At 47.1% G+C, this 23,547-nt stretch carries 24 protein-coding genes and 1 riboswitch; all 24 genes read left to right on the forward strand.

The annotated features are described in order from the left end of the window. Nucleotides 1-9: 9 nt before the first annotated feature. The 24 genes from NQ502_RS18160 (at nucleotide 10) to NQ502_RS18280 (ending at nucleotide 23,458) form a co-directional block, all read left to right on the forward strand. Entirely contained in the window at nucleotides 10-834 is an 825-nt protein-coding gene (locus tag NQ502_RS18160; protein ID WP_028530289.1) for an energy-coupling factor ABC transporter ATP-binding protein, read from the forward strand. Between the two features lie 211 nt (nucleotides 835-1,045). After that, the gene (locus tag NQ502_RS18165) at nucleotides 1,046-2,185 is read left to right on the forward strand and encodes an acyl-CoA dehydrogenase (RefSeq protein ID WP_028530288.1); all 1,140 of its coding nucleotides are present in this window, start codon (nucleotides 1,046-1,048) and stop codon (nucleotides 2,183-2,185) included. 16 nt (nucleotides 2,186-2,201) lie between these two features. Continuing rightward, nucleotides 2,202-3,002, forward strand: a complete 801-nt coding sequence (gene acrB, locus NQ502_RS18170) for an acryloyl-CoA reductase electron transfer subunit gamma (RefSeq protein ID WP_028529833.1) — start codon at nucleotides 2,202-2,204, stop codon at nucleotides 3,000-3,002. Nucleotides 3,003-3,019: 17 nt separating this feature from the next. Next, nucleotides 3,020-4,156 (forward strand): acryloyl-CoA reductase electron transfer subunit beta, encoded by a 1,137-nt coding sequence (acrA, locus tag NQ502_RS18175; RefSeq protein ID WP_028529834.1) that lies wholly within the window; start codon nucleotides 3,020-3,022, stop codon nucleotides 4,154-4,156. A gap of 301 nt (nucleotides 4,157-4,457) precedes the next feature. Next, nucleotides 4,458-5,609, forward strand: coding sequence for an acyl-CoA dehydrogenase (locus NQ502_RS18180; RefSeq protein WP_028530325.1), 1,152 nt, complete (start codon nucleotides 4,458-4,460; stop codon nucleotides 5,607-5,609). Nucleotides 5,610-5,627: 18 nt separating this feature from the next. Further along, complete coding sequence (acrB, locus tag NQ502_RS18185) at nucleotides 5,628-6,428, forward strand: acryloyl-CoA reductase electron transfer subunit gamma (RefSeq protein ID WP_028529833.1); 801 nt, start codon at nucleotides 5,628-5,630, stop codon at nucleotides 6,426-6,428. A 17-nt stretch (nucleotides 6,429-6,445) separates the two neighbouring features. Then, entirely contained in the window at nucleotides 6,446-7,582 is a 1,137-nt protein-coding gene (gene acrA / locus NQ502_RS18190; protein WP_028529834.1) for an acryloyl-CoA reductase electron transfer subunit beta, read from the forward strand. Nucleotides 7,583-7,604: 22 nt separating this feature from the next. Next, nucleotides 7,605-9,056, forward strand: coding sequence for a 4-hydroxyphenylacetate 3-hydroxylase family protein (locus NQ502_RS18195; RefSeq protein ID WP_028529835.1), 1,452 nt, complete (start codon nucleotides 7,605-7,607; stop codon nucleotides 9,054-9,056). Further along, a complete protein-coding gene (locus NQ502_RS18200) occupies nucleotides 9,053-9,343 on the forward strand; it encodes a hypothetical protein (RefSeq protein WP_049898398.1) in 291 nt (96 codons plus the stop codon). The genes NQ502_RS18195 and NQ502_RS18200 overlap by 4 nt, the downstream gene beginning before the upstream one ends. Before the next feature lie 11 nt (nucleotides 9,344-9,354). Continuing rightward, nucleotides 9,355-10,134, forward strand: coding sequence for an enoyl-CoA hydratase/isomerase family protein (locus tag NQ502_RS18205; protein ID WP_028529836.1), 780 nt, complete (start codon nucleotides 9,355-9,357; stop codon nucleotides 10,132-10,134). 95 nt (nucleotides 10,135-10,229) lie between these two features. Continuing rightward, nucleotides 10,230-11,363 carry a 4-hydroxybutyrate dehydrogenase gene (locus NQ502_RS18210; protein WP_028529837.1) on the forward strand — a complete coding sequence of 378 codons (1,134 nt, stop codon included), beginning with the start codon at nucleotides 10,230-10,232 and terminating at the stop codon, nucleotides 11,361-11,363. A gap of 19 nt (nucleotides 11,364-11,382) precedes the next feature. Continuing rightward, a riboswitch (TPP riboswitch) is annotated at nucleotides 11,383-11,488 on the forward strand. Nucleotides 11,489-11,582: 94 nt separating this feature from the next. After that, on the forward strand, nucleotides 11,583-12,887 hold the full coding sequence (gene thiC / locus NQ502_RS18215; RefSeq protein WP_028529838.1) for a phosphomethylpyrimidine synthase ThiC: 1,305 nt from the start codon (nucleotides 11,583-11,585) through the stop codon (nucleotides 12,885-12,887). A gap of 260 nt (nucleotides 12,888-13,147) precedes the next feature. After that, entirely contained in the window at nucleotides 13,148-13,621 is a 474-nt protein-coding gene (locus tag NQ502_RS18220) for a spore coat protein CotJB (RefSeq protein WP_049898401.1), read from the forward strand. Continuing rightward, nucleotides 13,621-14,232: a manganese catalase family protein gene (locus NQ502_RS18225; protein ID WP_028529840.1), complete on the forward strand. Its 612-nt coding sequence runs from the start codon at nucleotides 13,621-13,623 to the stop codon at nucleotides 14,230-14,232. The genes NQ502_RS18220 and NQ502_RS18225 overlap by 1 nt, the downstream gene beginning before the upstream one ends. A gap of 172 nt (nucleotides 14,233-14,404) precedes the next feature. Further along, nucleotides 14,405-14,776 (forward strand): metallopeptidase family protein, encoded by a 372-nt coding sequence (locus tag NQ502_RS18230; RefSeq protein WP_028529841.1) that lies wholly within the window; start codon nucleotides 14,405-14,407, stop codon nucleotides 14,774-14,776. Nucleotides 14,777-15,015: 239 nt separating this feature from the next. After that, nucleotides 15,016-15,249, forward strand: a complete 234-nt coding sequence (locus NQ502_RS18240) for a hypothetical protein (RefSeq protein WP_028529842.1) — start codon at nucleotides 15,016-15,018, stop codon at nucleotides 15,247-15,249. Between the two features lie 17 nt (nucleotides 15,250-15,266). Continuing rightward, on the forward strand, nucleotides 15,267-16,997 hold the full coding sequence (locus tag NQ502_RS18245; protein ID WP_028529843.1) for a recombinase family protein: 1,731 nt from the start codon (nucleotides 15,267-15,269) through the stop codon (nucleotides 16,995-16,997). Between the two features lie 111 nt (nucleotides 16,998-17,108). Then, nucleotides 17,109-17,816, forward strand: coding sequence for an ABC transporter ATP-binding protein (locus NQ502_RS18250; RefSeq protein WP_028529844.1), 708 nt, complete (start codon nucleotides 17,109-17,111; stop codon nucleotides 17,814-17,816). Next, on the forward strand, nucleotides 17,809-19,389 hold the full coding sequence (locus NQ502_RS18255) for a hypothetical protein (RefSeq protein ID WP_028529845.1): 1,581 nt from the start codon (nucleotides 17,809-17,811) through the stop codon (nucleotides 19,387-19,389). Before NQ502_RS18250 ends, NQ502_RS18255 begins: the two co-directional genes overlap by 8 nt. Before the next feature lie 91 nt (nucleotides 19,390-19,480). Continuing rightward, entirely contained in the window at nucleotides 19,481-20,305 is an 825-nt protein-coding gene (locus NQ502_RS18260; protein ID WP_028529846.1) for a hypothetical protein, read from the forward strand. Nucleotides 20,306-20,466: 161 nt separating this feature from the next. Then, nucleotides 20,467-21,573 carry a helix-turn-helix domain-containing protein gene (locus NQ502_RS18265; RefSeq protein ID WP_028529847.1) on the forward strand — a complete coding sequence of 369 codons (1,107 nt, stop codon included), beginning with the start codon at nucleotides 20,467-20,469 and terminating at the stop codon, nucleotides 21,571-21,573. Then, on the forward strand, nucleotides 21,574-21,777 hold the full coding sequence (locus NQ502_RS18270) for a PLDc N-terminal domain-containing protein (RefSeq protein ID WP_028529848.1): 204 nt from the start codon (nucleotides 21,574-21,576) through the stop codon (nucleotides 21,775-21,777). Then, on the forward strand, nucleotides 21,774-22,694 hold the full coding sequence (locus tag NQ502_RS18275; RefSeq protein ID WP_028529849.1) for an ABC transporter ATP-binding protein: 921 nt from the start codon (nucleotides 21,774-21,776) through the stop codon (nucleotides 22,692-22,694). The genes NQ502_RS18270 and NQ502_RS18275 overlap by 4 nt, the downstream gene beginning before the upstream one ends. Beyond that, the gene (locus NQ502_RS18280; RefSeq protein WP_028529850.1) at nucleotides 22,691-23,458 is read left to right on the forward strand and encodes a membrane protein; all 768 of its coding nucleotides are present in this window, start codon (nucleotides 22,691-22,693) and stop codon (nucleotides 23,456-23,458) included. The genes NQ502_RS18275 and NQ502_RS18280 overlap by 4 nt, the downstream gene beginning before the upstream one ends. Nucleotides 23,459-23,547: the final 89 nt, after the last annotated feature.

Raw genomic sequence — 23,547 nt, forward strand, 5'->3', positions numbered from 1 at the left:
GAGACGTACATGAGAGAACCAATCGTTAAAGTGAAAGATCTGCATTTTGCATATGCAGAGGAAAAGGAAGCGCTTCGGGGGATCGATATCAATATCTATCAGGGAGAACGCATCGCCGTCATCGGTTCCAATGGAGCCGGGAAATCCACGTTTTTTCTGAATGTTAACGGTGTCCTGCAGGCGGAGGCGGGAGAAATCTATTTCCGCAACACAAAAATCACAAAGAAAAACCTAAGTGAGCTGCGAAAAAACATAGGAATCGTGTTTCAGGACGCAGATAACCAGATTATTGCCTCTACCGTAATGGCGGAGGTTTCTTTTGGTCCCATGAATCTGCGGCTGCCCAGAGATGAAGTGAAACAGAGGGTGGAAGAGGCCCTTGAATATATGAATATCACAGACTTTAAGGACAGACCCCCTCACTACTTAAGCGGAGGGGAAAAAAAGAGGGTGAGCATTGCGGATATTATTGCAATGAAATCTGAGATCATAATTTTCGATGAACCCACCGCAGCGCTGGATCCGATGAATGCCCAGATGCTGGAAGAAGTGCTGGACAAACTGCAGAAAGAGGGAAAGACGATGCTGATCTCCACGCATGATGTGGATTTTGCTTACCGCTGGGCGGAACGCGCAGTGGTTTTCTGCGACGGCGAGATTATTGCAGACGGTACGCCGCTGGAGGTTTTCCTGGATGACAGCGTGGTGAAGAGGGCCAATCTGAAACGTCCGATGATGCTGGAGGTATATGAGGGACTGGTCACTTCCGGTCATCTGCCGGATGAGAAAAAATACCCCAAAACACCGGAGGAATTAAAGCAAATACTGGCATAATAACAGCCTTTTTTGCGAATGCTGCCCTTTTTGCGAATGCCGTGTTTTTTGTTATTGCAAATAGTAAACATTTATAGTAAAATCAACATGAATGCTAACCGATGGAACATAATCACTTTATTGATACAGAAAATATAGACAATATCAACTATTCAGAGTGATCCTTCCTATCAAATAGGAATTATCCATCACATTTCAAGGAGGTAGAAATATGGAATTCAAGTTATCCCGTGAACAGGAACTTGTTCGTAAGATGGTCCGCGAATTCACAGAGACTGAGGTTGCTCCCATCGCTGCTGAAACTGACAGAACGAGTCAGTATCCCGCAAAGACTATCGACGACCTTTTCCGCTATGGAATTATGGGTATGATCGTACCGAAAGAGTACGGCGGAGCAGGTGCTGATGACCTGTCCGGAGCTATTGCAATTGAAGAACTTTCCAAAGCATGTGCATCTACAGGCGATATTGTGGCGACACATAACGGATTGTGCTGCGGTCCTATCATCAGCTATGGTACAGAAGAGCAGAAGAAAAAATATCTTCCGATGCTGACAAAAGAACGTAAGGTCGGTGCTTTCTGTCTGACAGAGGCAGATGCCGGTTCCGACGCATCCAAGGGAACGACGACTGCTGTTCTCGACGGAGATCATTACATATTAAATGGTTCTAAAATCTTTATTACAAACGGTTATGTAGCAGACATCTTCATTGTATTTGCCATGACGGATCGTTCCAAGGGAACAAAAGGCATCTCTGCATTTATCGTTGAGAAAGATTTCCCGGGATTTTTAGTAGGCAAACACGAAGTTAAGATGGGCCTTCACGGCTCACCGACATCCGAGATCATTTTCCAGGATTGTATCGTTCCGAAGGAGAACCTGCTCGGCGTGGAAGGCAAAGGATTCGGTATCGCTATGGCTACACTGGACGGCGGACGTATCGGTATTGCCGCTCAGGCTCTCGGTATCGCAGAAGGTGCTTACAAAGAGGCTATGGATTTTGCGAAAGTTCGTGTTCAGTTTGGCAGACCGATCTCCAAATTCCAGAATTCCCAGTTTGTATTTGCTGATATGCATGTTGGCATTGAAGCAGGCAGGCTGCTCACCTACAAGGCGGCGATCGCTAAAAGCACACAGAAACGTTTTACTCTGGAAGCTGCTACGGCGAAACTGTTCTGCTCTGAGCTGGCTAACAAGACAGCTACAAAAGCACTTCAGATGTGTGGTGGATATGGTTACACCAACGATTATCCGCTTGAACGTATGATGCGTGATGCCAAGATCACAGAGATCTATGAAGGAACATCTGAGATCCAGCGTGTCGTAATTTCCGGAAATATTCTGAATTAAGGAGGAGATACGAGTCATGAAAATAATTGTTTGTGTAAAACAGGTACCAGATACCTCCGGCAAACTCGCAGTGAATCCAGACGGAACACTGAACCGGGCTTCCATGGAGACAATCACAAACCCTGACGACCTGAACGCTGTTGAGGCAGCGCTGAAGTTAAAAGACGAGACAGGCTGCGAAGTGATCGCAGTGACAATGGGCCCGCCGCCGGCAGAAGGAATGCTGCGTGAGATCATGGCCCGCGGAGCAGACAGAGGAGTACTGATCTCCGCACGTGAGTTCGGCGGATCCGATACATACGCAACATCCCAGATCATCGCAGCAGCGATCGAACATATCGGTCTTGAGAAAGACGACATCGTATTCTGCGGACGCCAGGCAATCGACGGAGATACCGCACAGGTAGGCCCGCAGATCGCAGAGAAACTGAATCTGCCGCAGGTAACATACGCACAGGATATCTGTAAGGACGGGGACACACTGACCGTACAGCGTGCACTGGAAGACGGATATATGACGATCAAAGTACAGACTCCATGTATGATCACATGCATCAAAGAGCTGAACGAGCCGCGTTACATGAGCATTGGCGGAATCTATGAAGCATATGAGAAGCCGATGGAAGTGTTTGATTACAACACACTGAAAGACAGCCCGCTCATCGATGTGAATAACATCGGGCTTGCAGGTTCTCCGACAAACATCCTGACATCCTTCACACCGCCGCAGAAGGGGGCAGGTCAGATGCTTGAGGGCGCAGACCAGGAAACATGTGATAAACTGGCAGGAATGCTCGCTGAGAAACATATGATCTAAGAGAGGAGAAAGAGGACATGCAAAATTTCGATAGTAGTAATGTATCTGCTTTTAAGGACGTATGGGTATTCTGCGAGCAGAGAGAAGGAAAACTGATGCCGACTGACTTCGAGCTTCTGTCCGAAGGACGTCGTCTGGCGGATGAACTTGGAGTAAAACTGGTAGGGCTTCTTCTTGGAGACAACGTAGAGGGCCTTGCAAAAGAGCTGGGTGGATACGGAGCGGACAAAGTGATCGTAGCAGATCATCAGCTGCTTGGGGTATACACGACAGACGGATATACAAAAGTAATCTGTGATATTATCGCAGAAGAGAAACCGGAGATTTTCCTGATCGGTGCATCGAACATCGGCCGTGACCTGGGACCGCGCTGTGCAGCACGACTCCACACGGGACTGTGTGCAGACTGTACGCATCTGGATGTAGACGTAGCAAACTATCAGGAGTTTTTGAGAAACAATTCGGTACTGCCGGAAGACAGAATCACAAAGACGAATACAGCAAGAGTGCTGGGACAGCCTCATGATGTAGCGAAAGACCTGAAGATGACGCGTCCGGCATTCGGAGGAAACCTGATGGCGACGATCATCTGCCCGAGATTCCGTCCGTCGATGGCAACAGTAAGGCCAGGCGTGCTGAAGAAAGGTGCATTTGACGAAGCGAAGGCGAATGCAGTAGAAGTAGTAAAAGCAAACGTAGAGCTGTCAGAAGCAGATATGCAGACAGAGGTTGTAGAGGTAGTGAAGGCAGCGAAGAAGCTGGTAGACCTGGTAGGAGCAGAGTATGTGGTATCCGTAGGCCGTGGTATTTCTTCCAACGTAGAAGAGGGAATCAAGATCGCACACGATCTGGCAGATGCACTCGGCGGCGTAGTGGGAGGATCCCGTGCGGCGATCGACAGCGGTTGGCTGACAGCGGACCATCAGGTAGGCCAGACAGGAAAGACAGTACATCCGAAGATCTACGTGGCACTTGGAATTTCGGGAGCGATCCAGCACAAAGCGGGAATGCAGGAATCAGAGTGCATCATCGCAGTCAACAAAAATGCGTCAGCGCCGATCTTTGAGATTGCGGATTACGGAATCACGGGAGACCTGTTCAAGGTAGCCCCGATGCTGGTGGAAGCGATCAAAGCTGCGAAAGCTGCGAAATAAGATTATGAAAGAAGGCTCAGCGTCCAGACATAAACGGAAGGGCAGTCTGGGTCTTTTTCATTAGGCAGGAGACGGACAGCATTGCTGTTTTTTGGTATTCTCAGGAAAATTTTCATGAAAAAGAAAAACTTCATGTGAAATACCTACAAAAATATTGATTTTTTATTAACAAACAGCTATAATATTTTTATGAGAAGTTTTACCCGGGGAAAGCTGGGCTGTGAACCGGAAAACTTGACGGGAAGTTATAAGGCTGAGGTGTAACCCCCAAAAAAACATAAAGTAAAAGGAGATAATGACTGTGAACTTTCAACTAACAAAGGAACAAGAACTTGTCAGAAAAATGGTTGCAGAATTCGCTGAAAACGAAGTGAAACCTATTGCTGCAGAAATTGATGTCACAGAAAAATTCCCAATGGAAAATGTACAGAAACTTTTCCGTTATGGCGTTATGGGAATGAACATGCCTAAAGAATACGGCGGAGCAGGAGCTGACGATGTTGCCTATGCGATGGCAGTGGAAGAGCTCGCTAAGAAGTGTGCAGCAACGGCTGTAATCGTTGCAGCTCATAACTCACTTGCATGCTGGCCGATTCTGAAGTTCGGCACAGAGGAGCAGAAGAAAAAATATCTGACTCAGATGACAAGCGGCACGATCGGTGCGTTCTGTCTGACAGAGCCGGAGGCAGGTACAGATGCGGCAGCGCAGCAGACAACAGCTGTTCTTGACGGAGATCATTATGTACTGAACGGCAACAAAATCTTTATCACAAACGGTGGTGTTGCGGATATCTTTGTTGTATTTGCGATGACAGACCCTTCCAAGGGAACAAGAGGCATCTCTGCATTTATCGTTGAGTCTTCTTACCCTGGATTCTCCCGCGGACAGGTGGAAGACAAGATGGGCATCCGTGCTTCTTCTACAACAGAGATTGTTTTCGAAGACTGTATCGTTCCGAAGGAGAACCTGCTCGGCGCAGAAGGAAAAGGCTACGGCGTTGCCATGGCTACACTGGACGGCGGACGTATCGGTATTGCCGCTCAGGCTCTCGGTATTGCACAGGGCGCACAGGATGAACTCGTATCCTACGTACAGCAGAGAGTTCAGTTCGGCAAACCGCTTTCTAAATTCCAGAATACACAGTTCCAGATTGCCGATATGGAAGCACGTATCTGTGCAGCACGCTGGCTGGTATATGACGCTGCGAGCAGAAAATATTTAAGTTCCCAGGGACAGAAAATTTCTTATGGAAAAGAATCTGCGATGGCTAAATTATTTGCTGCAGAGACAGCTATGGCCGTCACAACGAAAGTTGTTCAGCTCCATGGTGGTTACGGATATATTAAAGAATACCCGGTTGAGCGTATGATGAGAGACGCTAAGATCACAGAGATCTATGAGGGAACATCAGAAGTTCAGAGAATGGTAATCGCTAAAAACGTAATCAAATAAACAGGAGGAAAGATAATCATGAAAATAATTGTTTGTGTAAAACAGGTACCAGATACCTCCGGCAAACTCGCAGTGAATCCAGACGGAACACTGAACCGGGCTTCCATGGAGACAATCACAAACCCTGACGACCTGAACGCTGTTGAGGCAGCGCTGAAGTTAAAAGACGAGACAGGCTGCGAAGTGATCGCAGTGACAATGGGCCCGCCGCCGGCAGAAGGAATGCTGCGTGAGATCATGGCCCGCGGAGCAGACAGAGGAGTACTGATCTCCGCACGTGAGTTCGGCGGATCCGATACATACGCAACATCCCAGATCATCGCAGCAGCGATCGAACATATCGGTCTTGAGAAAGACGACATCGTATTCTGCGGACGCCAGGCAATCGACGGAGATACCGCACAGGTAGGCCCGCAGATCGCAGAGAAACTGAATCTGCCGCAGGTAACATACGCACAGGATATCTGTAAGGACGGGGACACACTGACCGTACAGCGTGCACTGGAAGACGGATATATGACGATCAAAGTACAGACTCCATGTATGATCACATGCATCAAAGAGCTGAACGAGCCGCGTTACATGAGCATTGGCGGAATCTATGAAGCATATGAGAAGCCGATGGAAGTGTTTGATTACAACACACTGAAAGACAGCCCGCTCATCGATGTGAATAACATCGGGCTTGCAGGTTCTCCGACAAACATCCTGACATCCTTCACACCGCCGCAGAAGGGGGCAGGTCAGATGCTTGAGGGCGCAGACCAGGAAACATGTGATAAACTGGCAGGAATGCTCGCTGAGAAACATATGATCTAAGAGAGGAGAAAGAGGACATGCAAAATTTCGATAGTAGTAATGTATCTGCTTTTAAGGACGTATGGGTATTCTGCGAGCAGAGAGAAGGAAAACTGATGCCGACTGACTTCGAGCTTCTGTCCGAAGGACGTCGTCTGGCGGATGAACTTGGAGTAAAACTGGTAGGGCTTCTTCTTGGAGACAACGTAGAGGGCCTTGCAAAAGAGCTGGGTGGATACGGAGCGGACAAAGTGATCGTAGCAGATCATCAGCTGCTTGGGGTATACACGACAGACGGATATACAAAAGTAATCTGTGATATTATCGCAGAAGAGAAACCGGAGATTTTCCTGATCGGTGCATCGAACATCGGCCGTGACCTGGGACCGCGCTGTGCAGCACGACTCCACACGGGACTGTGTGCAGACTGTACGCATCTGGATGTAGACGTAGCAAACTATCAGGAGTTTTTGAGAAACAATTCGGTACTGCCGGAAGACAGAATCACAAAGACGAATACAGCAAGAGTGCTGGGACAGCCTCATGATGTAGCGAAAGACCTGAAGATGACGCGTCCGGCATTCGGAGGAAACCTGATGGCGACGATCATCTGCCCGAGATTCCGTCCGTCGATGGCAACAGTAAGGCCAGGCGTGCTGAAGAAAGGTGCATTTGACGAAGCGAAGGCGAATGCAGTAGAAGTAGTAAAAGCAAACGTAGAGCTGTCAGAAGCAGATATGCAGACAGAGGTTGTAGAGGTAGTGAAGGCAGCGAAGAAGCTGGTAGACCTGGTAGGAGCAGAGTATGTGGTATCCGTAGGCCGTGGTATTTCTTCCAACGTAGAAGAGGGAATCAAGATCGCACACGATCTGGCAGATGCACTCGGCGGCGTAGTGGGAGGATCCCGTGCGGCGATCGACAGCGGTTGGCTGACAGCGGACCATCAGGTAGGCCAGACAGGAAAGACAGTACATCCGAAGATCTACGTGGCACTTGGAATTTCGGGAGCGATCCAGCACAAAGCGGGAATGCAGGAATCAGAGTGCATCATCGCAGTCAACAAAAATGCGTCAGCGCCGATCTTTGAGATTGCGGATTACGGAATCACGGGAGACCTGTTCAAGGTAGCCCCGATGCTGGTGGAAGCGATCAAAGCTGCGAAAGCTGCGAAATAATACAATTTGGAGGTAATGCCTAATGATGACTCGGGAAGAATACTTTGAGAGTTTAAGAAAATTGAACCTGAAAGTATACATGTTTGGAGAATTAGTGGAAAATCCGGTTGACAATCCCATCATCCGCCCGTCCCTGAATTCGATCGGGATGACTTATGAGCTGGCAAACCAGCCGGAGTATGAGGATTTGATGACTGCTACTTCTTCACTGAACGGTCAGAAGGTCAACCGCTTTACTCATCTTCATCAGAGTACGGAAGATCTTGTGAAAAAAGTTAAAATGTTACGTCTGTTGGGTCAGAAGACCGGATCCTGTTTCCAGAGATGTGTTGGTATGGATGCCAACAATGCGGTTTTCTCTACTACATATGAAATTGATGAGGCTTATGGCACGAACTATCATGAGAATTTTAAGAAATTTTTAAATGATGTTCAGCTGAAGGACCTGGTTGTTGACGGGGCGATGACCGACCCGAAGGGCGACCGTTCCCTGTCACCGAGCAAACAGGCTGACCCGGACAGTTATCTGCGCGTTGTAGAACGCCGTCCGGATGGTGTGGTTGTTCGCGGTGCGAAGGCTCATCAGACCGGTATCGTGAATTCTCACGAAGTTCTTGTAATGCCGACGATTGCAATGAAACCCGATGATAAGGACTATGCAATTTCCTTTGCAGTTCCTACGGATTCCGAAGGTATCTTCATGATTTACGGACGTCAGTCCTGTGATACCCGCAAGACGGAAGAGGGTGCGGACATTGATCTCGGCAATAAAGAGTTCGGAGGACATGAAGCGCTGGTTATCTTTGATAATGTTTTTGTTCCAAATGAACGCATCTTTATGAACGGAGAGACGGAATTTGCCGGCATGCTGGTAGAACGTTTCTCAGGATATCACCGTCAGAGTTATGGCGGATGTAAAGTTGGTGTGGGTGATGTCCTGATCGGCGCTACGGCTCTGGCAGCAGATTACAACGGTGCGGCAAAAGCCTCCCACGTAAAAGATAAACTGATTGAGATGACACATCTCAACGAGACATTGTTCAGCTGCGGGGTTGCGTGCTCCTGTGAAGGCTGCAAGACGAAATCAGGAAACTATATCATCGACTTGCTGCTGGCAAATGTCTGCAAACAGAATATTACCAGATTCCCTTATGAGATCGTACGTCTTGCGGAAGATATCGCAGGCGGACTGATGGTTACCCTGCCGTCAGAAAAAGACTTTAATACAGCAGAACTGAAACCATATATTGAAAAATATCTGGTCGGTGTGGAAGGTGTATCTGTGGAAGACAGAATGAGGATTATGCGCCTTATCGAAAACATTTCACTCGGAACAGCGGCTGTGGGATACCGCACGGAGTCTATGCACGGGGCAGGTTCTCCTCAGGCTCAGCGTATCATGATCTCGCGTCAGAGCAATCTGGAACAGAAGAAAGAACTGGCAAAGAATATTGCCAACATTAAAAAAGATTGACTTTAGGAATTAAATATTGCGGCGGCTGCAACCCGGTATATGACCGGGTGGCCGCTGTAAATGAACTGAAAGAATCTTTGAAAGACCTGGAGATTTCCTTTACGTCTTACCGTGCAGAAGAAACGTATGATGCTTGTCTGCTGGTGAGGGGATGTAATCGGGATTGTGTGTCAGATAAAGAATTTTCTAATTGCAGACAGATGTGGATAGCTGTCTGCGGAGAAGATTTTTTAATAATTAAAAGTGAACTTCGCGCGTACTTTCAGGCCAGGATGCGTGGAGAGTAAGGAGTAACGATATGGAATATGCATTAATTGAACAACAAGGCCATGTCTGCACGATTACAATCAATTTTCCGAAAAAATTGAATGCAGTTAGTACAGCAGTGCTGACGGATTTAGGCGAAGCATTTGACCAGGTTGAGAAAATGAAAGACGTATACTGCGTAATCGTAAAAGGCGCAGGAGAGAAGGCATTTGTCGGCGGAGCTGACATCAAAGAGATGAGCGAATTCGGATTTTATGAGGCAAGGGACTATGCCAAATTCGGCGGTGCCGTGCTTGAGAAAATTCATCAGTTCAGAGTACCGGTTATCGCAGCGATCAACGGATACTGCCTTGGAGGCGGTGTAGAAGTGGCGCTTGCATGCGATATGCGTATTGCTGCTGAAAATGCAAAATTTGCATTCCCTGAAGTATCTCTTGGAATCATGACCGGAACCGGCGGATCTCAGAGACTGCAGGCGATCGTAGGGGAAGGAAGAGCGAGAGAGCTGCTGCTTACCTGCGACAGGATCGATGCTGAGGAAGCATACAGAATCGGACTTGTTAACAAAGTAGTACCAACTGAAAAGTTGATGGAAGAAGCAATGGTCATGGCAGAAAAAGTTGCCAAAAACGGACCGATCGCAGTTGCTACAATGAAGAAAGCAATCAATGTTGCCAGCGAGACAGACTATCCGACGAGTACAGAACACATGATTCTTTCCTTTGGTTCTCTGTTTACAACACAGGATGCACACGATGCTCTTTCCGCATTTGTTAATAAAGAAAAACTTGATCATTTCAATAATAAGTAATAGATGCGAACAGAGCTTTTGTAAGGTAAATAGGGAATGGGATTTATTTCTTGTAATTGTTAAAAAAATAACAACATAGAAAAGGAGAGAAAAAAATGAGACAGTTATTATTAAGAACTGAGATTCACAAATTTGACACATTTGAGGACTTTGCAAAGGAATTCGAAATCGGAGAAGGCGATTTATTATTCACGAATGAATTTCTGTATACGCCGAAAATGAAACCACTGGATCTGAAATGTGACGTCTATTTCCAGGAGAAATACGGAACAACAGAGCCTACAGATGAGATGTACAATTCTATCTTCAAAGATCTGAAAGATAAAGAGTACAAGAGAATCATCGCTGTCGGCGGCGGTACCGTTGTAGATATGGCAAAATGGGTAGCATCTGAGAAACCGGATGATATCGTTGATGCATATAAAGAAAATCCGACATTTAAGCCGAAACATAAAACAGAACTGATCATCTGCCCGACCACATGCGGAACAGGCAGTGAGGTGACCAATATCTCCATGATCTATCTGACAAAGACAAAGACGAAAAAAGGCTGCGCTAATGATGAATTATTTGCAGATTACGCAGTGCTGATTCCGGATCTTGTTAAGAGCCTGCCATATCAGCCATTCATGTACAGTGCGATCGACGCGCTGATCCATGCGGTTGAGAGCTACGTAGGACGCCGTCATACAGACCTGTCCAGAATGTTCGGCAGAAGAGCGATCGAACTGATCATGAACGGATTTACTCAGATGATCGAAAAAGGACCGGAATACAGACTGGAGATCATGGATGACTTTGTTCTCGGAAGCAACTATGCAGGTATCGCATTCGGTACTGCAGGCTGCAACGCTGTACATGCGATGAGTTTCCCGCTGGGCGGAATGTTCCATGTGGCACACGGTGAGTCCAATTACGAGCTGTTCACGACTGTTATGAAATACTACTACAAAATGAACCCGGATGGAGATATCAAAGAGATCAACCACGTACTGGCTGAGATCCTTGGCTGCGAGACAGAGGGCGCTGAAGTTTATGATAAGCTGGAAGAGGCACTCGCTGCACTGATCCGCAGAAAACCACTGTCTGAGTACGGCGTGACAGAAGAAATCTGTGATCAGATGGCTGAACTGGTTATCGCAGAACAGCAGAGACTGATGACGAATACTTATGTGGAGATGGACAAAGAGGCAGTTAAGAGTCTGTACCTGCAGGTATTGAATGATTAATTGTCTTATAACTAAATAGTGAAAATATTAAGGGAGCTCTAAGAAGGGCTGAGAGGAGACTGTGCGTCTCGACCTTGTAACCTGATTTGGGTAATGCCAACGTAGGGAAATATTTCGGCGTATAGTTCAGTTGTGACTGTAAGGGATATATTACCTGCGTAATATATCCCTTAATTCATGTCATGGAAACTTTATAAAAGAATAAAAAAGGAGCACTATATGAACTATACAACACAGATGAATGCAGCGAGAAACGGAATCATCACGGACGCCATGAAGACAGTTGCGGATTACGAGCAGATAGATGCCGAACGCATCAGAGAACTGGTGGCAAAAGGGCAGCTTGCAATTCCGGCAAATAAAAATCATCAGTGTCTGAAGCCGTACGGTATCGGCGATATGCTGAAGACGAAGATCAATGTCAATCTGGGAACGTCGAAAGACTGTCTGGATATGGATGTGGAACTGGAAAAAGTGATGGAGGCAGTGAAAATGGGTGCCGAATCTATTATGGACTTGAGCTCTTTTGGAGATACACAGAAATTCCGGAGGAAGCTGACAGCCGAGTGCCCTGCTGTCATCGGCACTGTTCCGATCTACGATGCCGTTGTGTACTACAATAAAGCCCTGAGGGATATCACTTCTGATGAGTGGATCGATATTGTCCGTATGCACGCCGAAGATGGTGTGGATTTCATGACAATTCACTGCGGCATTAACCGGGCTACTGCGGAGCGTTTTAAAAAATCAAAACGCCATACCAATATCGTCTCCAGGGGCGGTTCCATCATATTTGCATGGATGGAACTGACCGGAAATGAGAATCCGTTTTTTGAGCGGTACGATGAACTGCTTGAAATCTGTCAGCAGTATGATGTGACACTCAGTCTCGGTGATGCCTGCCGTCCGGGCAGCATCGAGGATGCGGGTGACGTATCTCAGATTGAGGAGCTCGTAACTCTCGGAGAACTGACGACGAGGGCGTGGGAAAAAGATGTTCAGGTGATCATCGAAGGCCCGGGACATATGCCGCTCAATCAGATTCAGGCAAATATGGAAATTCAGAAGACGATCTGCAAAGGTGCGCCGTTTTATGTACTGGGACCGCTCGTGACGGATGTTGCACCGGGATATGATCATATTACGGCTGCGATCGGAGGAGCGATCGCTGCGACTTACGGAGCTTCTTTTTTGTGTTACGTGACGCCTGCAGAACATCTTCGCCTGCCTACCGTGGATGATGTAAAGGAAGGGATCATCGCCTCAAAAATTGCAGCCCATGCGGCTGATATTGCGAAAGGAATTAAGGGTGCCAGGGACTGGGATCACGATATGAGCGAGGCGAGGAGAGAGCTTGACTGGGAGCGCCAGTTTGAATTGGCAATGGATGGAGAAAAAGCCAGAAGGTACCGTGCAGAATCTACCCCCGAGCGTGAAGATACCTGTACGATGTGCGGAAAAATGTGTGCGGTGCGCAATATCAATAAAATTTTGCGCGGTGAAGACGTCGATATCATGGATTAACATTATTATTAAAATGTAGTAACAGTTCAGGTCGGCGGGGAAATTGGTGCAGAAAGCTGCGTCAAGCTTGCTTGTAAGTCGCTTTCTGCACCAATTTCCACATCGGATGAGCATCCGATGCTTCTTGACCGACTTTTTCGGTCTAGAAGATGCGCCGTCCTGGACAGTTACAAAAAGTGTTTGAAAATGGCAAAGTAAAAACAGCAGAACTCCACATAATAAATATGTCACCTGATATCCAAGGAAAGGAGTTTGCATTTATGGAAGGAAACGAATGTCTTGCGATAGCCAGTGTCCCCATGCAGAAATGGGGAGAAGTCTATCGGTTTTGTGAAGCATTAAAAGAAGGAACTGTTTTTCCTGTCTTAAATCTTCCGTTTTATGAGGCAGAATCTGTCACGAATCCGGCGAAGCAGCAGGAGAATCATCAGGAAATTGATCCCCGGCAGGCAGACCGTGAAACGCTGATGACAAAAATCAGCGAAGTCAGCTTTGCGCTGAATGACCTGACACTGTATCTGGATACACACTGCGAAGACAGTCAGGCGATCCGGCTGTTTGCAGAATGTGCAGCGCTGCGCGCTGATCTTCTGAAGATCTTCAGTGAACGGTTCTATCCGCTGACGCAGGCATGTCTTGCGAACTGCAGCTGCGAAAAAGAATGTGAGTCGGTGAACGGGGTGGCCTTTTCATGGGAATGTGGTCCTGCACCGTGGGAAGGAGCGTGTATCTGATGTGGAATTATGAAAGAAGATTACAATTTCCGGTAAAGATCACAAAAACATGTCCGAAGACGGCACAGCTGATCATCAGCCAGTACGGCGGACCGGATGGTGAACTGTCCGCGTCCATGCGGTATCTATCACAGCGTTATACCATGCCCGTTAAGGCTGTAGGAGGTCTTCTTACGGATATCGGCACGGAAGAACTTGCACACATGGAGATCATATGCGCCATGGTGTATCAGCTGACCAGGGACGTCACGATCGAGGATGCAAAGACAGCAGGGTTCGATGCCTATTATATTGACCATACAAAAGCACTGTGGCCGCAGGCGGCAGCGGGAGTTCCATTTACAGCACTGGAATTTCAGTCGAAAGGCGATGCCATTGCCGATCTCACCGAAGATCTCGCAGCCGAACAGAAGGCCAGGACGGTATACGATAACCTGCTCAGGATGATTCCGGATCCGGAAGTGAGAGAACCGCTGAAGTTCTTGAGAGCCAGAGAGATCGTCCATTTCCAGAGATTTGGAGAGGCGCTGGAAAAGACGAAGGAGCAGCTGGACAGTACGAATTATTACTATTTTAACCCGGAATTCGATAAACAATTCCTGAAGAAGTAAATCAGGACAGGGCACCGAAGCGTATTTGATATATTTTTCGGCGCCCTGTTTTTGTGATGGCAGGTGCTGTCTCAAAAAGATCTTGTTGAATCCTGTCACTGTGGATGGTACTCTATAATAAATAAAAAGGGAAGAAGACAAAAAACAATCCAGCGTTCAGGGAGATAAGAACATGACAGAAGCAGAATTTTTGGAAATCCTGGAAGAAATATCAGCAGAACTTCCGCCTGCATTTTTCCAGGAGCTTAACGGGGGGATTATCATGCATCCGGAAGCGAAACGTCACCCTGAGAGCACAGCGCCCCCTCTGTGGATCATGGGGGAATACTCTCACGGGTCATCGATGGGACGCTACATTAACATCTACTATGGTTCTTTTTGCAATGTTTACGGGAATCTTGGCAGACAGGCCATGAAAAAGAAAATACGCCACACGGTGCTGCATGAGTTCAGGCATCATCTTGAGTCACTAGCAGGTGAAAAGGATCTCGAGATTGAGGATGCGGTTAACCTGTACCGCTATAAATATGGGGACAGGAAGTAGTATCATATCACCGGAAGAAAAGCAGCGGGCGGGTCTGCTGACCATAACTGAGACAGAACAGAAAAGTCGCACAAACTTGGTTTATGCGGCTTTCCATGTCTTTGCTATTTTTTGTTGCGTTTTAAATAATGCTTTTCGGCCAGATTCAGAAGAGAGTACAGTCCCATAGCAATCACACAGAGGATAATGATTGACATGATGACCCAGTCGAGTTTAAAGAGATGTGCAGGCATTCTGAAATGTACAGCACAAATTCCGTAAAGGAGGCCATGCTGTCCGGCATATCTTGTAAAAAGAAGGTTTACGGGTATGTGTGTATGAACGAACAGGAAAACAGAGAAAACGAAATGCCGTTCAGAAAAAGGCTGGAAAGACAGATCATGCTTAAGATGATAAAACGTCTGGAGTGGCAGAGGCTGATCACACCAGGGGAAATGCTGAGACTGAATTCACAGATCAGAAAGGACTGCTGACAGGGATGCGTCGGGCTGTGATCTATGCACGCTGCAGTACGGAGGAGGAGAGTCAGAAACATGCACTTGCTAAACAAGTGGCGGAGGCTGAAGAATGTGTATGCAATATGGGATGGGAACTTATAGATACTTACGTGGAAAGCCGTTCCGGTACCAGTACCAGGGGAAGGAATGAATATAACCGTCTTTATGAAGAATTATCTGAAAATAAATTTGATATCATCGTGATCAAATCTCAGGACCGTCTGATGCGGAATACCAGGGACTGGTATCTGTTTGTCGACCGGATGGTCAAGGCAGGAAAACAGCTGTATATGTATATGGAGCAGAAGTTTTATTCTGCAGATGATGCTCTGATTACGGGTATAAAAGCCATTCTCGCAGAAGAGTACAGCCGTGAACTGAGTAGAAAGATCAACAATGCACATTATCACCGTCAGAAAAACGGGGGAGCAGTGATACTGACATCGAATACTTACGGTTATCGAAGAATGCCGGATAAGAGTATCAGGGTAATCGAAGAGGAGGCGCGGGTCAAGCGAAGAATGTATGAATTGTGTGCTGCCGGATACGGAGGCAGAGCGATTTCCGCGATGCTTGCTGATGAAGGGGTTCTGAACAGAAGGGGAAATCCATTTTCTGATGCAGATATCCTGCGGATGATAAAAAATCCCCTTAACAAAGGTACTGTTGTCATGAATCGGAAACATTATGATTTTGACCTGAAACAAACAGTTTCCGTTCCGGAAGAAGAACAGTATGTCTATGAACATAAAGTCCCTGCAATTGTCTCAGAGGAACTGTGGGAACAGGCTAATCTGGAAATTTCGAAGAGAAGACACGATGCCAATGGAATCGGGGGGGGCACTTCAGGGAGCAACCAGGGGAAATCCCCGCTGAGCAGGAAGCTGTATTGCGGTTTCTGTGAAAGTCCTTTTTACCGTTGCACAAGAAAACGCGGCGGGGAAGGAAAAAAACGGTATGAGTGGAAATGCAGGCGTTATCTGGAACGGGGCAGACAGTCGGAACATACACAGGGATGTAAAAATGTCCATCTGGATGAGGGGAAACTGCTCAGTGTGCTGGGAAGTCTCTGCATGAAACAATACAAACTGGACAGGGGACCTGTTATTGTTAAGCTCAGAAGCCTGTTGGAACTTGTCCTGAAGGAAGCGGACACACAGTCTTTGGAAGAACGGGAAAAACAAAAGAGATGCAATGTAGAGCGGCAGATGATGCAGCTTGCCGATAAACTTCTTGAAGGTGTCCTATCTGATACCGCTTATCAGATGAAGCAAAAGGAACTGGAAGAGAGACTCAGAGAAGTTCAGGATAGGATCAACAGACTGGAAAAAGAACAAAGACTGTGCAAAGCAGAGGGAAACAGAATTTCACGGATTATGAATTTCATATCAGAGGACAGCTGGTTTGAGCGTGCAGCGGCAGAGGCGATGCTTGAATTTGTCGATCGGATCTATATCTTTCCGGAGTATATGGAGATAATTACCGGCGATGTCAGACGGAGACTTGACTATGGCGCACTGTTTGATTACCGCAGACAGAAGAGTCTAGAACGGGAAGAAGTCATTCGTATGATGAAGGAGGATCCTCACATCACGGTAAAGCAGCTTGCCGAAAAACTGGGGCTCAGCACATCCGGCGTGGGTTACAGAATCCGGAAGTTAAAGGAGGAGGGCAGGGTGAGATACAGGAGAACAGGCGGACGGGGAATGTGGGAGACGGATTAAGGAAAACTTAAGGTTGGGGATATAGAAAAATCACTGCGGGTATGATATCCTGTTGACATTATCAATGCTGTAAAATGTTGACCGGGAAAGTAAGTACTAAAGGAGCAAAGTATGAAATTTGTAATGGAACACCTGTCAAAAAGCTTTGACAAAAAAGAAGTGTTAAAAGACGTTTCATTTTCATTCGACTGTGGGAGAATCTACGGTCTGCTGGGGCGCAATGGGGCAGGAAAAACAACATTGTTTAATTGTGTCAACCGTGATATGAAAACAGACGGAGGCCGGTTTTACATAGCTGAATCAGGCGGTGAACGTGAGCTGGGTGCAAAAGACGTCGGGTATGTGCTGTCCACTCCGACTGTCCCGGAATTTTTGACAGGGCGTGAGTTTTTAAAGTTTTTTATGGAGATCAATGAGGGCAGCATAGAGGAACCGAGGTCGATCGATGAATACTTCGACATGATGAACATTGAAACCGAAGACAGGGATAAGCTTCTGAAAGACTATTCGCATGGCATGAAGAACAAGATGCAGATGCTGATCAATATCATGGTACAGCCGAATATCCTGCTGCTGGATGAACCGCTGACTTCACTTGACGTAGTTGTGGCAGAGGAGATGAAACAGCTTCTCCGTTCTCAGAAATACGGGAAAATCATCATCTTTTCCACGCATATCATGGAGCTGGCACTGGACCTGTGTGACGAGATCGTGATCCTCAATCATGGAATGCTCGAACGGGTTGACAAGGCGGATCTGGACAATTCTGAGTTTAAAGAAAAGATTATCGCTGCACTTAAGGAGGAAGCCCATGATTAGAGCGTTTCGCATCTCCTTTTCACTGAAGAATACCTACCGGGTAAATACCATTATCTATTCGATAAGACAGATCCCCATTCTTGGCAGGTTGCTGCCCCGAGAACTGTACAGCGTACGGTTCTTCAAAATATTTGCCTGCATCCTGGCGGTGATATGGGAAATGATATCTGCATTCCTCGGCAAGTTTCTGTATCTTGTCTGTATGGTGACGGGAATCGGCCTGTTGTATGAGAAGGCACCGCAGGACAGTGTGTTTCTGCATATCCTGTTTTTCCTGACGCTGATCGGCTCATACATGAATACTTACATGTTTAATCCTACAAATGACAAATATTACGCGATGATACTTATGCGTATGAATGCCAGGCAATATACGCTCTCCAATTACGGATATGATGTGATAAAAGTTATTGTTGGATTCATGCCGTTTACGATTCTGACCGGATTGACAAGGGAGGTCCCGGCCATGATCTGTATTTTGATTCCTTTTTTTATAGCAGGGGCGAAACTGTCGGTTGCGTGGTTCTCGCTGAGACGCTATAAGCTTACCGGAAAATGTACGAATGAGAATCTGCCTGCCAGAGTCGGATGGGTGATGACAGGTGTCCTGCTTGCAGCTGCCTATGGTCCTGTATATTTTGGCCTTGCACTTCCGGTCTGGCTGGTGCTGATACTGATGGCGCTGATGATCGGAACAGGCATCTTCGCTGCCGTTAAAATCGTCAGTTTCGATGAGTACCGCGAAATGTATCAGATTCTGCTGGCGGATAAGCTAAACGGAGTGGACTATCGGGAGAATGTGAAGAAGGCTGCGCAGGACCAGAGCAGGAAGGCGATCAGTCAGGATATCACAATCACCAGCAGGAGAAAGGGGTTCGAATATCTCAATGAGTTGTTTATCAAGCGTCACCGGAAGGTGCTGTGGCGTCCAGCGGAGAGGGTGGCTGTTATCGCCGCAGGTATCATAGCAGTGATGCTCATTCTGTTTCAGCTGAGACCGGACGTCATGAAGAGGACAAATGAACTGTTGATGTCATTTTTGCCATATTTTGTGTTTATCATGTATATGGTGAACCGGGGAACCAGTTTTACGCAGGTTTTGTTTATGAACTGTGATCACAGTATGCTGACGTATTCCTGCTACAAAGAACCGGCATCCATTCTGAAACTGTTTCGCATCCGTCTCAGAGAAATCATGAAGATCAATCTGCTGCCCGCATCGGTCATCGGGGGCGGTCTGGCAGTACTTTTATACTTTTCAGGCGGAACGGATAATCCCGTCAACTATGCAGTACTGATCATATCCATACTGGCTTTGAGTATCTTCTTTTCTGTCCATTACCTGACATGCTACTATCTGCTGCAGCCATACAATTCCGGAACCGAGCTGAAAAGCGGTACGTATAAGATTGTCGTATGGATCACGTATTTCGTCTGCTTCGGATTTATGCAGCTGCGCATGGATACACTTCTGTTCGGAATACTGGTTATAAGTTTCTGTGTCCTGTACTGTATCGCAGCATGCATCCTTGTGTTTAAACTGGCAAATAGGACATTTAAGCTGAGAAATTAAGGCAGGTAAAAAATTCATTCCGTGCAACAAACACTGAGGAACCGGACACTATATATACGATAGGCTGCTATCAGGAAAGGGGAATGAATTTATGAAAAAAAGGACAAAAACCATCATACCTGTACTGTATCTGATCTTACTGTCTCTGGCACTGTCAGCGTGCGGCAGGGATTCGGAACAGGAAGAACATGTGATGCAGGCAATGTACATCCCTTACGGAGAGGATTCTTCAGTGTTTATAGAAGAAAAAAGCGGGACGGTGTTTACCGCGGCGATACCGGAAGAACTGTATGACATCAATGGAAAACAGATAACTGGCGACCGGCTGGAAAAGGGAAATATCGTGAAGATCACCGGCAACGGAGTCATGGCGGAATCTTATCCGGGACAGTATAACGGTGTCAGCCGCATGGACGTCGTCGATGTGGGACAGCCGTCAGACGCAGATCAGTATCAGCACATCATAGACGGCATCTACCAGGAGCCTGATCCCTCGATTCCTCCGGCGGCAAATGCGGAGTATACCACGGAGCTGGCCATTACCAGTGTCTCTCTGACAGAAGGAGGTTATTCCTGGTCATTTGAAGATGAAACAGGAGAACGGCAGTCGGTAGTTGCTGATTCTGCACACATACTCGCATGGAAAGATCTGACGGACATCAATCTTGACAGTCCGACTGACCTGACGCTTCAGTTTACGGAAGAGCCGAAGGACGTAATAGTGGAACGGTGGGATATCTCTTTATGGATGAAGGAAGGTATCGAGGCGGATATCCCGGAGAGTGAGCCTGTGAAAGCGGAGAGCAAAGACGGGACCTGGGTGATACCGGGGGCAGATCAGGGATATGTTTATCTGGTCACAGCATCCTGGGAGAATGGAAACAGGGAATTCGGATTTAGGATCCCAGCTGTTTAATGAGTGAAAGATATGCAAATCATATTGCATATCTTTTTTTTAATCTTTTTATTCCCGCCCTGGGTCGTAGAATGCTGGTTGATATTGTCAATCGGAAGTTAATTGACAATCCATTGTGGTTTTCTGAAAAAAGACATACAATAGCAGCAGGAGGTGAGGAAGTGAAGGGAATTAATATCGGAAAGATTTTAATTGAAAAGAGACGGGAGAAGGGTATCACACAGGAGGAGCTTGCGGCGTATGCGGGCGTATCGAAGGCGGCGGTATCGAAGTGGGAAACGGGAGTCAGTTACCCGGATATCGCACTTTTGCCCCAGCTTGCGGCATACTTCAATATCAGCATTGATACGCTGATGGGATATGAACCACAGATGACAAAGGACGATATCCGAAAACTGTACCACCGTCTCGCGGCGGATTTTGCACACCGGCCATTTCAGGAAGTGATGGAGGAATGCGAAACACTTATCCGAAAGTTTTATTCCTGTGAAGCGCTGCTTCTGCAGATGGCGGTGCTGCTGCTGAATCATGCACAGATGGCACCGGATGCCCGGCCTGTGCTTGAAAGGGCTGTGGAATTATGCAAAAGAACCAGGGAATTGTGTACAGATGTCTGGTCTGCCAAAGAGGCGTCTCAGGTCGAGGCCAATGCTTATCTGCTGATGCAGGAGCCACACAAAATCATGGAGCTGTTTGGAGAAAAGCTGCAGCCGATGACTCAGGAGTCTGAACTCCTTGCGATAGCCTGCCAGGCTGCCGGAAACCGTATCGAGGCAAACCGGATCATGCAGGTCTGTATCTATCAGCATATGCTGTTTCTGCTGGGTGACAGCATCTGTTATATATCAGATAACATGCAGGACACACAGAAAACAGAGGAAACCATACAGCGTTCTCTTCGGGTGTGCAGTGTTTATGAAGTGGACACCCTGCACAGTAATACGGCGCTCAGTCTTTACATGGTCTGTGCGCTGTATTACTGCCGTGTGGAAAACAAAGATGAGGCAGTAAAGATGCTGGAACGGTATGTACATGTCTGTTGCGAACTCGACTTTCCAATGCGTCTTTGCAAGGATTCCTATTTCGATCTGATCGAACCATGGCTGAATGAGCTTGAACTTGGGCTGGACGCTCCATTAAACACAGACGTGATTAAGGAAACGCTGATTCAGGGACTCACAGAAAATCCAGAACTGAAGATACTCAAAGACGATGCGCGCTATAAAAGGCTGGTGCTGCAGCTGAAACAGAAACTGGAGGTGAAATAAATGCAACTATTAAAAGAATACATGGTGGTCTTACTGCCGCTTATCGTGATTGAGCTGGTGCTGATGGTGACCGCGCTGGTCCATGTGATAAGACATCCAAATTACAGGTTTGGCAATAAAGCAATCTGGGTTATCATTGTCGTTCTGATTCAGGTTATCGGTCCTATTCTGTATTTCGTATTCGGGCGAGGTGAAGAAGAATGAATGCACTTGAGATAAAGGGACTGGGGAAAGCCTTTGGAACTCATACTGTGATAGACGACTTGTATCTTCAGGTTCCGCAAAACAGTGTGTTTGGTTTTCTGGGACAGAACGGGGCGGGAAAGACGACAACGATGAAAATGATTCTGGGGCTGCTGAAACCGGATACAGGTGAGATTCGTGTATTTGGAGAGCGTGTTTTGTACGGTCAGACGAATACAAACCGGCACATTGGCTTCCTGCCGGACGTACCGGAGTTTTATGGGTTTATGAAACCGAAAGAATACCTCGGCTTCTGTGGTGAAATTACAGGACTTGATTCCGGGCAGATCAAGAGCAGAAGTGATGAGCTGCTGAAACTTGTGGGGCTTGAAGGCGTTAATAAAAGGATTTCCGGGTTTTCAAGAGGCATGAAGCAGCGGCTGGGGATCGCTCAGGCGCTTTTAAATCAACCCAAGCTGCTGATCTGTGATGAGCCGACTTCCGCTTTGGATCCACTGGGGCGAAAGGAGATTCTGGACATCCTGGAGGAAGTAAAGGAGACCACAACGGTTCTGTTTTCCACGCATATCCTGTCAGATGTGGAGCGTATTTGTGATGATATTGCGGTACTGCATCACGGGAAAATTGTACTGCAGGGAGATCTGGAAAAGATCAGAGGACAGCACCGGCATGACAGTATACGGATTGCTTTTCAGAATCCAAATGAACTGTACAGGTTTCTGAACATACAGGAGATCAAAGACCTGCAGATGAACAGGGAGGTCTCAGGATCAGAGATGGTCTGCCATGTGACCGGCAGCATGGAGCATGCGGAACAAATATTGCTGGCACAGCTGAGTGCGCACAATATTTTGCCGTTGAAATTCGAGGTTCTGGAACCGACACTGGAAAATATGTTTATGGAGGTGGTCGGATGACGGAATATACTGCATTTGTGAAGAAAGAGTTTTGTGAACAGGTACGGACATATAAGTTACTGGTGACAGGACTTGTATTTCTGCTGCTAGGCATGATGAATCCGCTGACAGCCAAATTTATGCCGGAGTTAATCAGCAATTTTATGCCTGCGGGAATGTCGATAGAGATGACCGAACCGACGATGATGGATTCCTGGCTTCAGTTTTTTAAAAATACTCCTCAGATGGGGCTCTTTGTGCTCGTACTGGTCTTCGGGGGAAGTATGTCGGGTGAGCTGCAGCGTGGGACGCTGATCCCTGTCCTGACGAAAGGGGTGGCGAGAAAAACGGTGGTGTTCGCGAAGTTTACTGCAGCAGCTCTGACCTGGACGGCCGTCTACGCCATGTGTTTTTGCGTTTCCTGGCTGTACTCGGTATACTTCTGGGATATGGATGTGCAGATCGGAAGGCTTATGATGGCGGTCGGCATGGTATGGCTGTTTGGTATCCTGCTGCTTGCGGTGGTGCTGCTGGGAGGCGTCCTGTTTTGTGGCGGCTGGGGGAGCCTGCTGTTTACCGGGATTTTTGTGGTCCTGCAGTTTGCGGCGGGGATCATCCCGGGGGTAAGAGCGAATCTGCCAATACGGCTGGTGTCCGATAATATGACATTGCTCCAGAATCAGGCTGTGTGGACTGACTTCGGTCCGGCGGTCATTTTGACGGTTCTGATTACTATTCTATGTCTCGGAATATCGGTTATATTGTTTAATAAAAAGCATATTTAATGAAAAATGCGACAGTAAAGTTTGCAAACCTTGTTTATTTATGTTACGGTATAATCCAGAAGACTGGTAGTCAGTACACTGGATAAACA

The sequence above is a fragment of the Ruminococcus gauvreauii genome, assembly GCF_025151995.1.
GTDB classification, from domain to species: Bacteria; Bacillota; Clostridia; order Lachnospirales; family Lachnospiraceae; genus Ruminococcus_G; species Ruminococcus_G gauvreauii.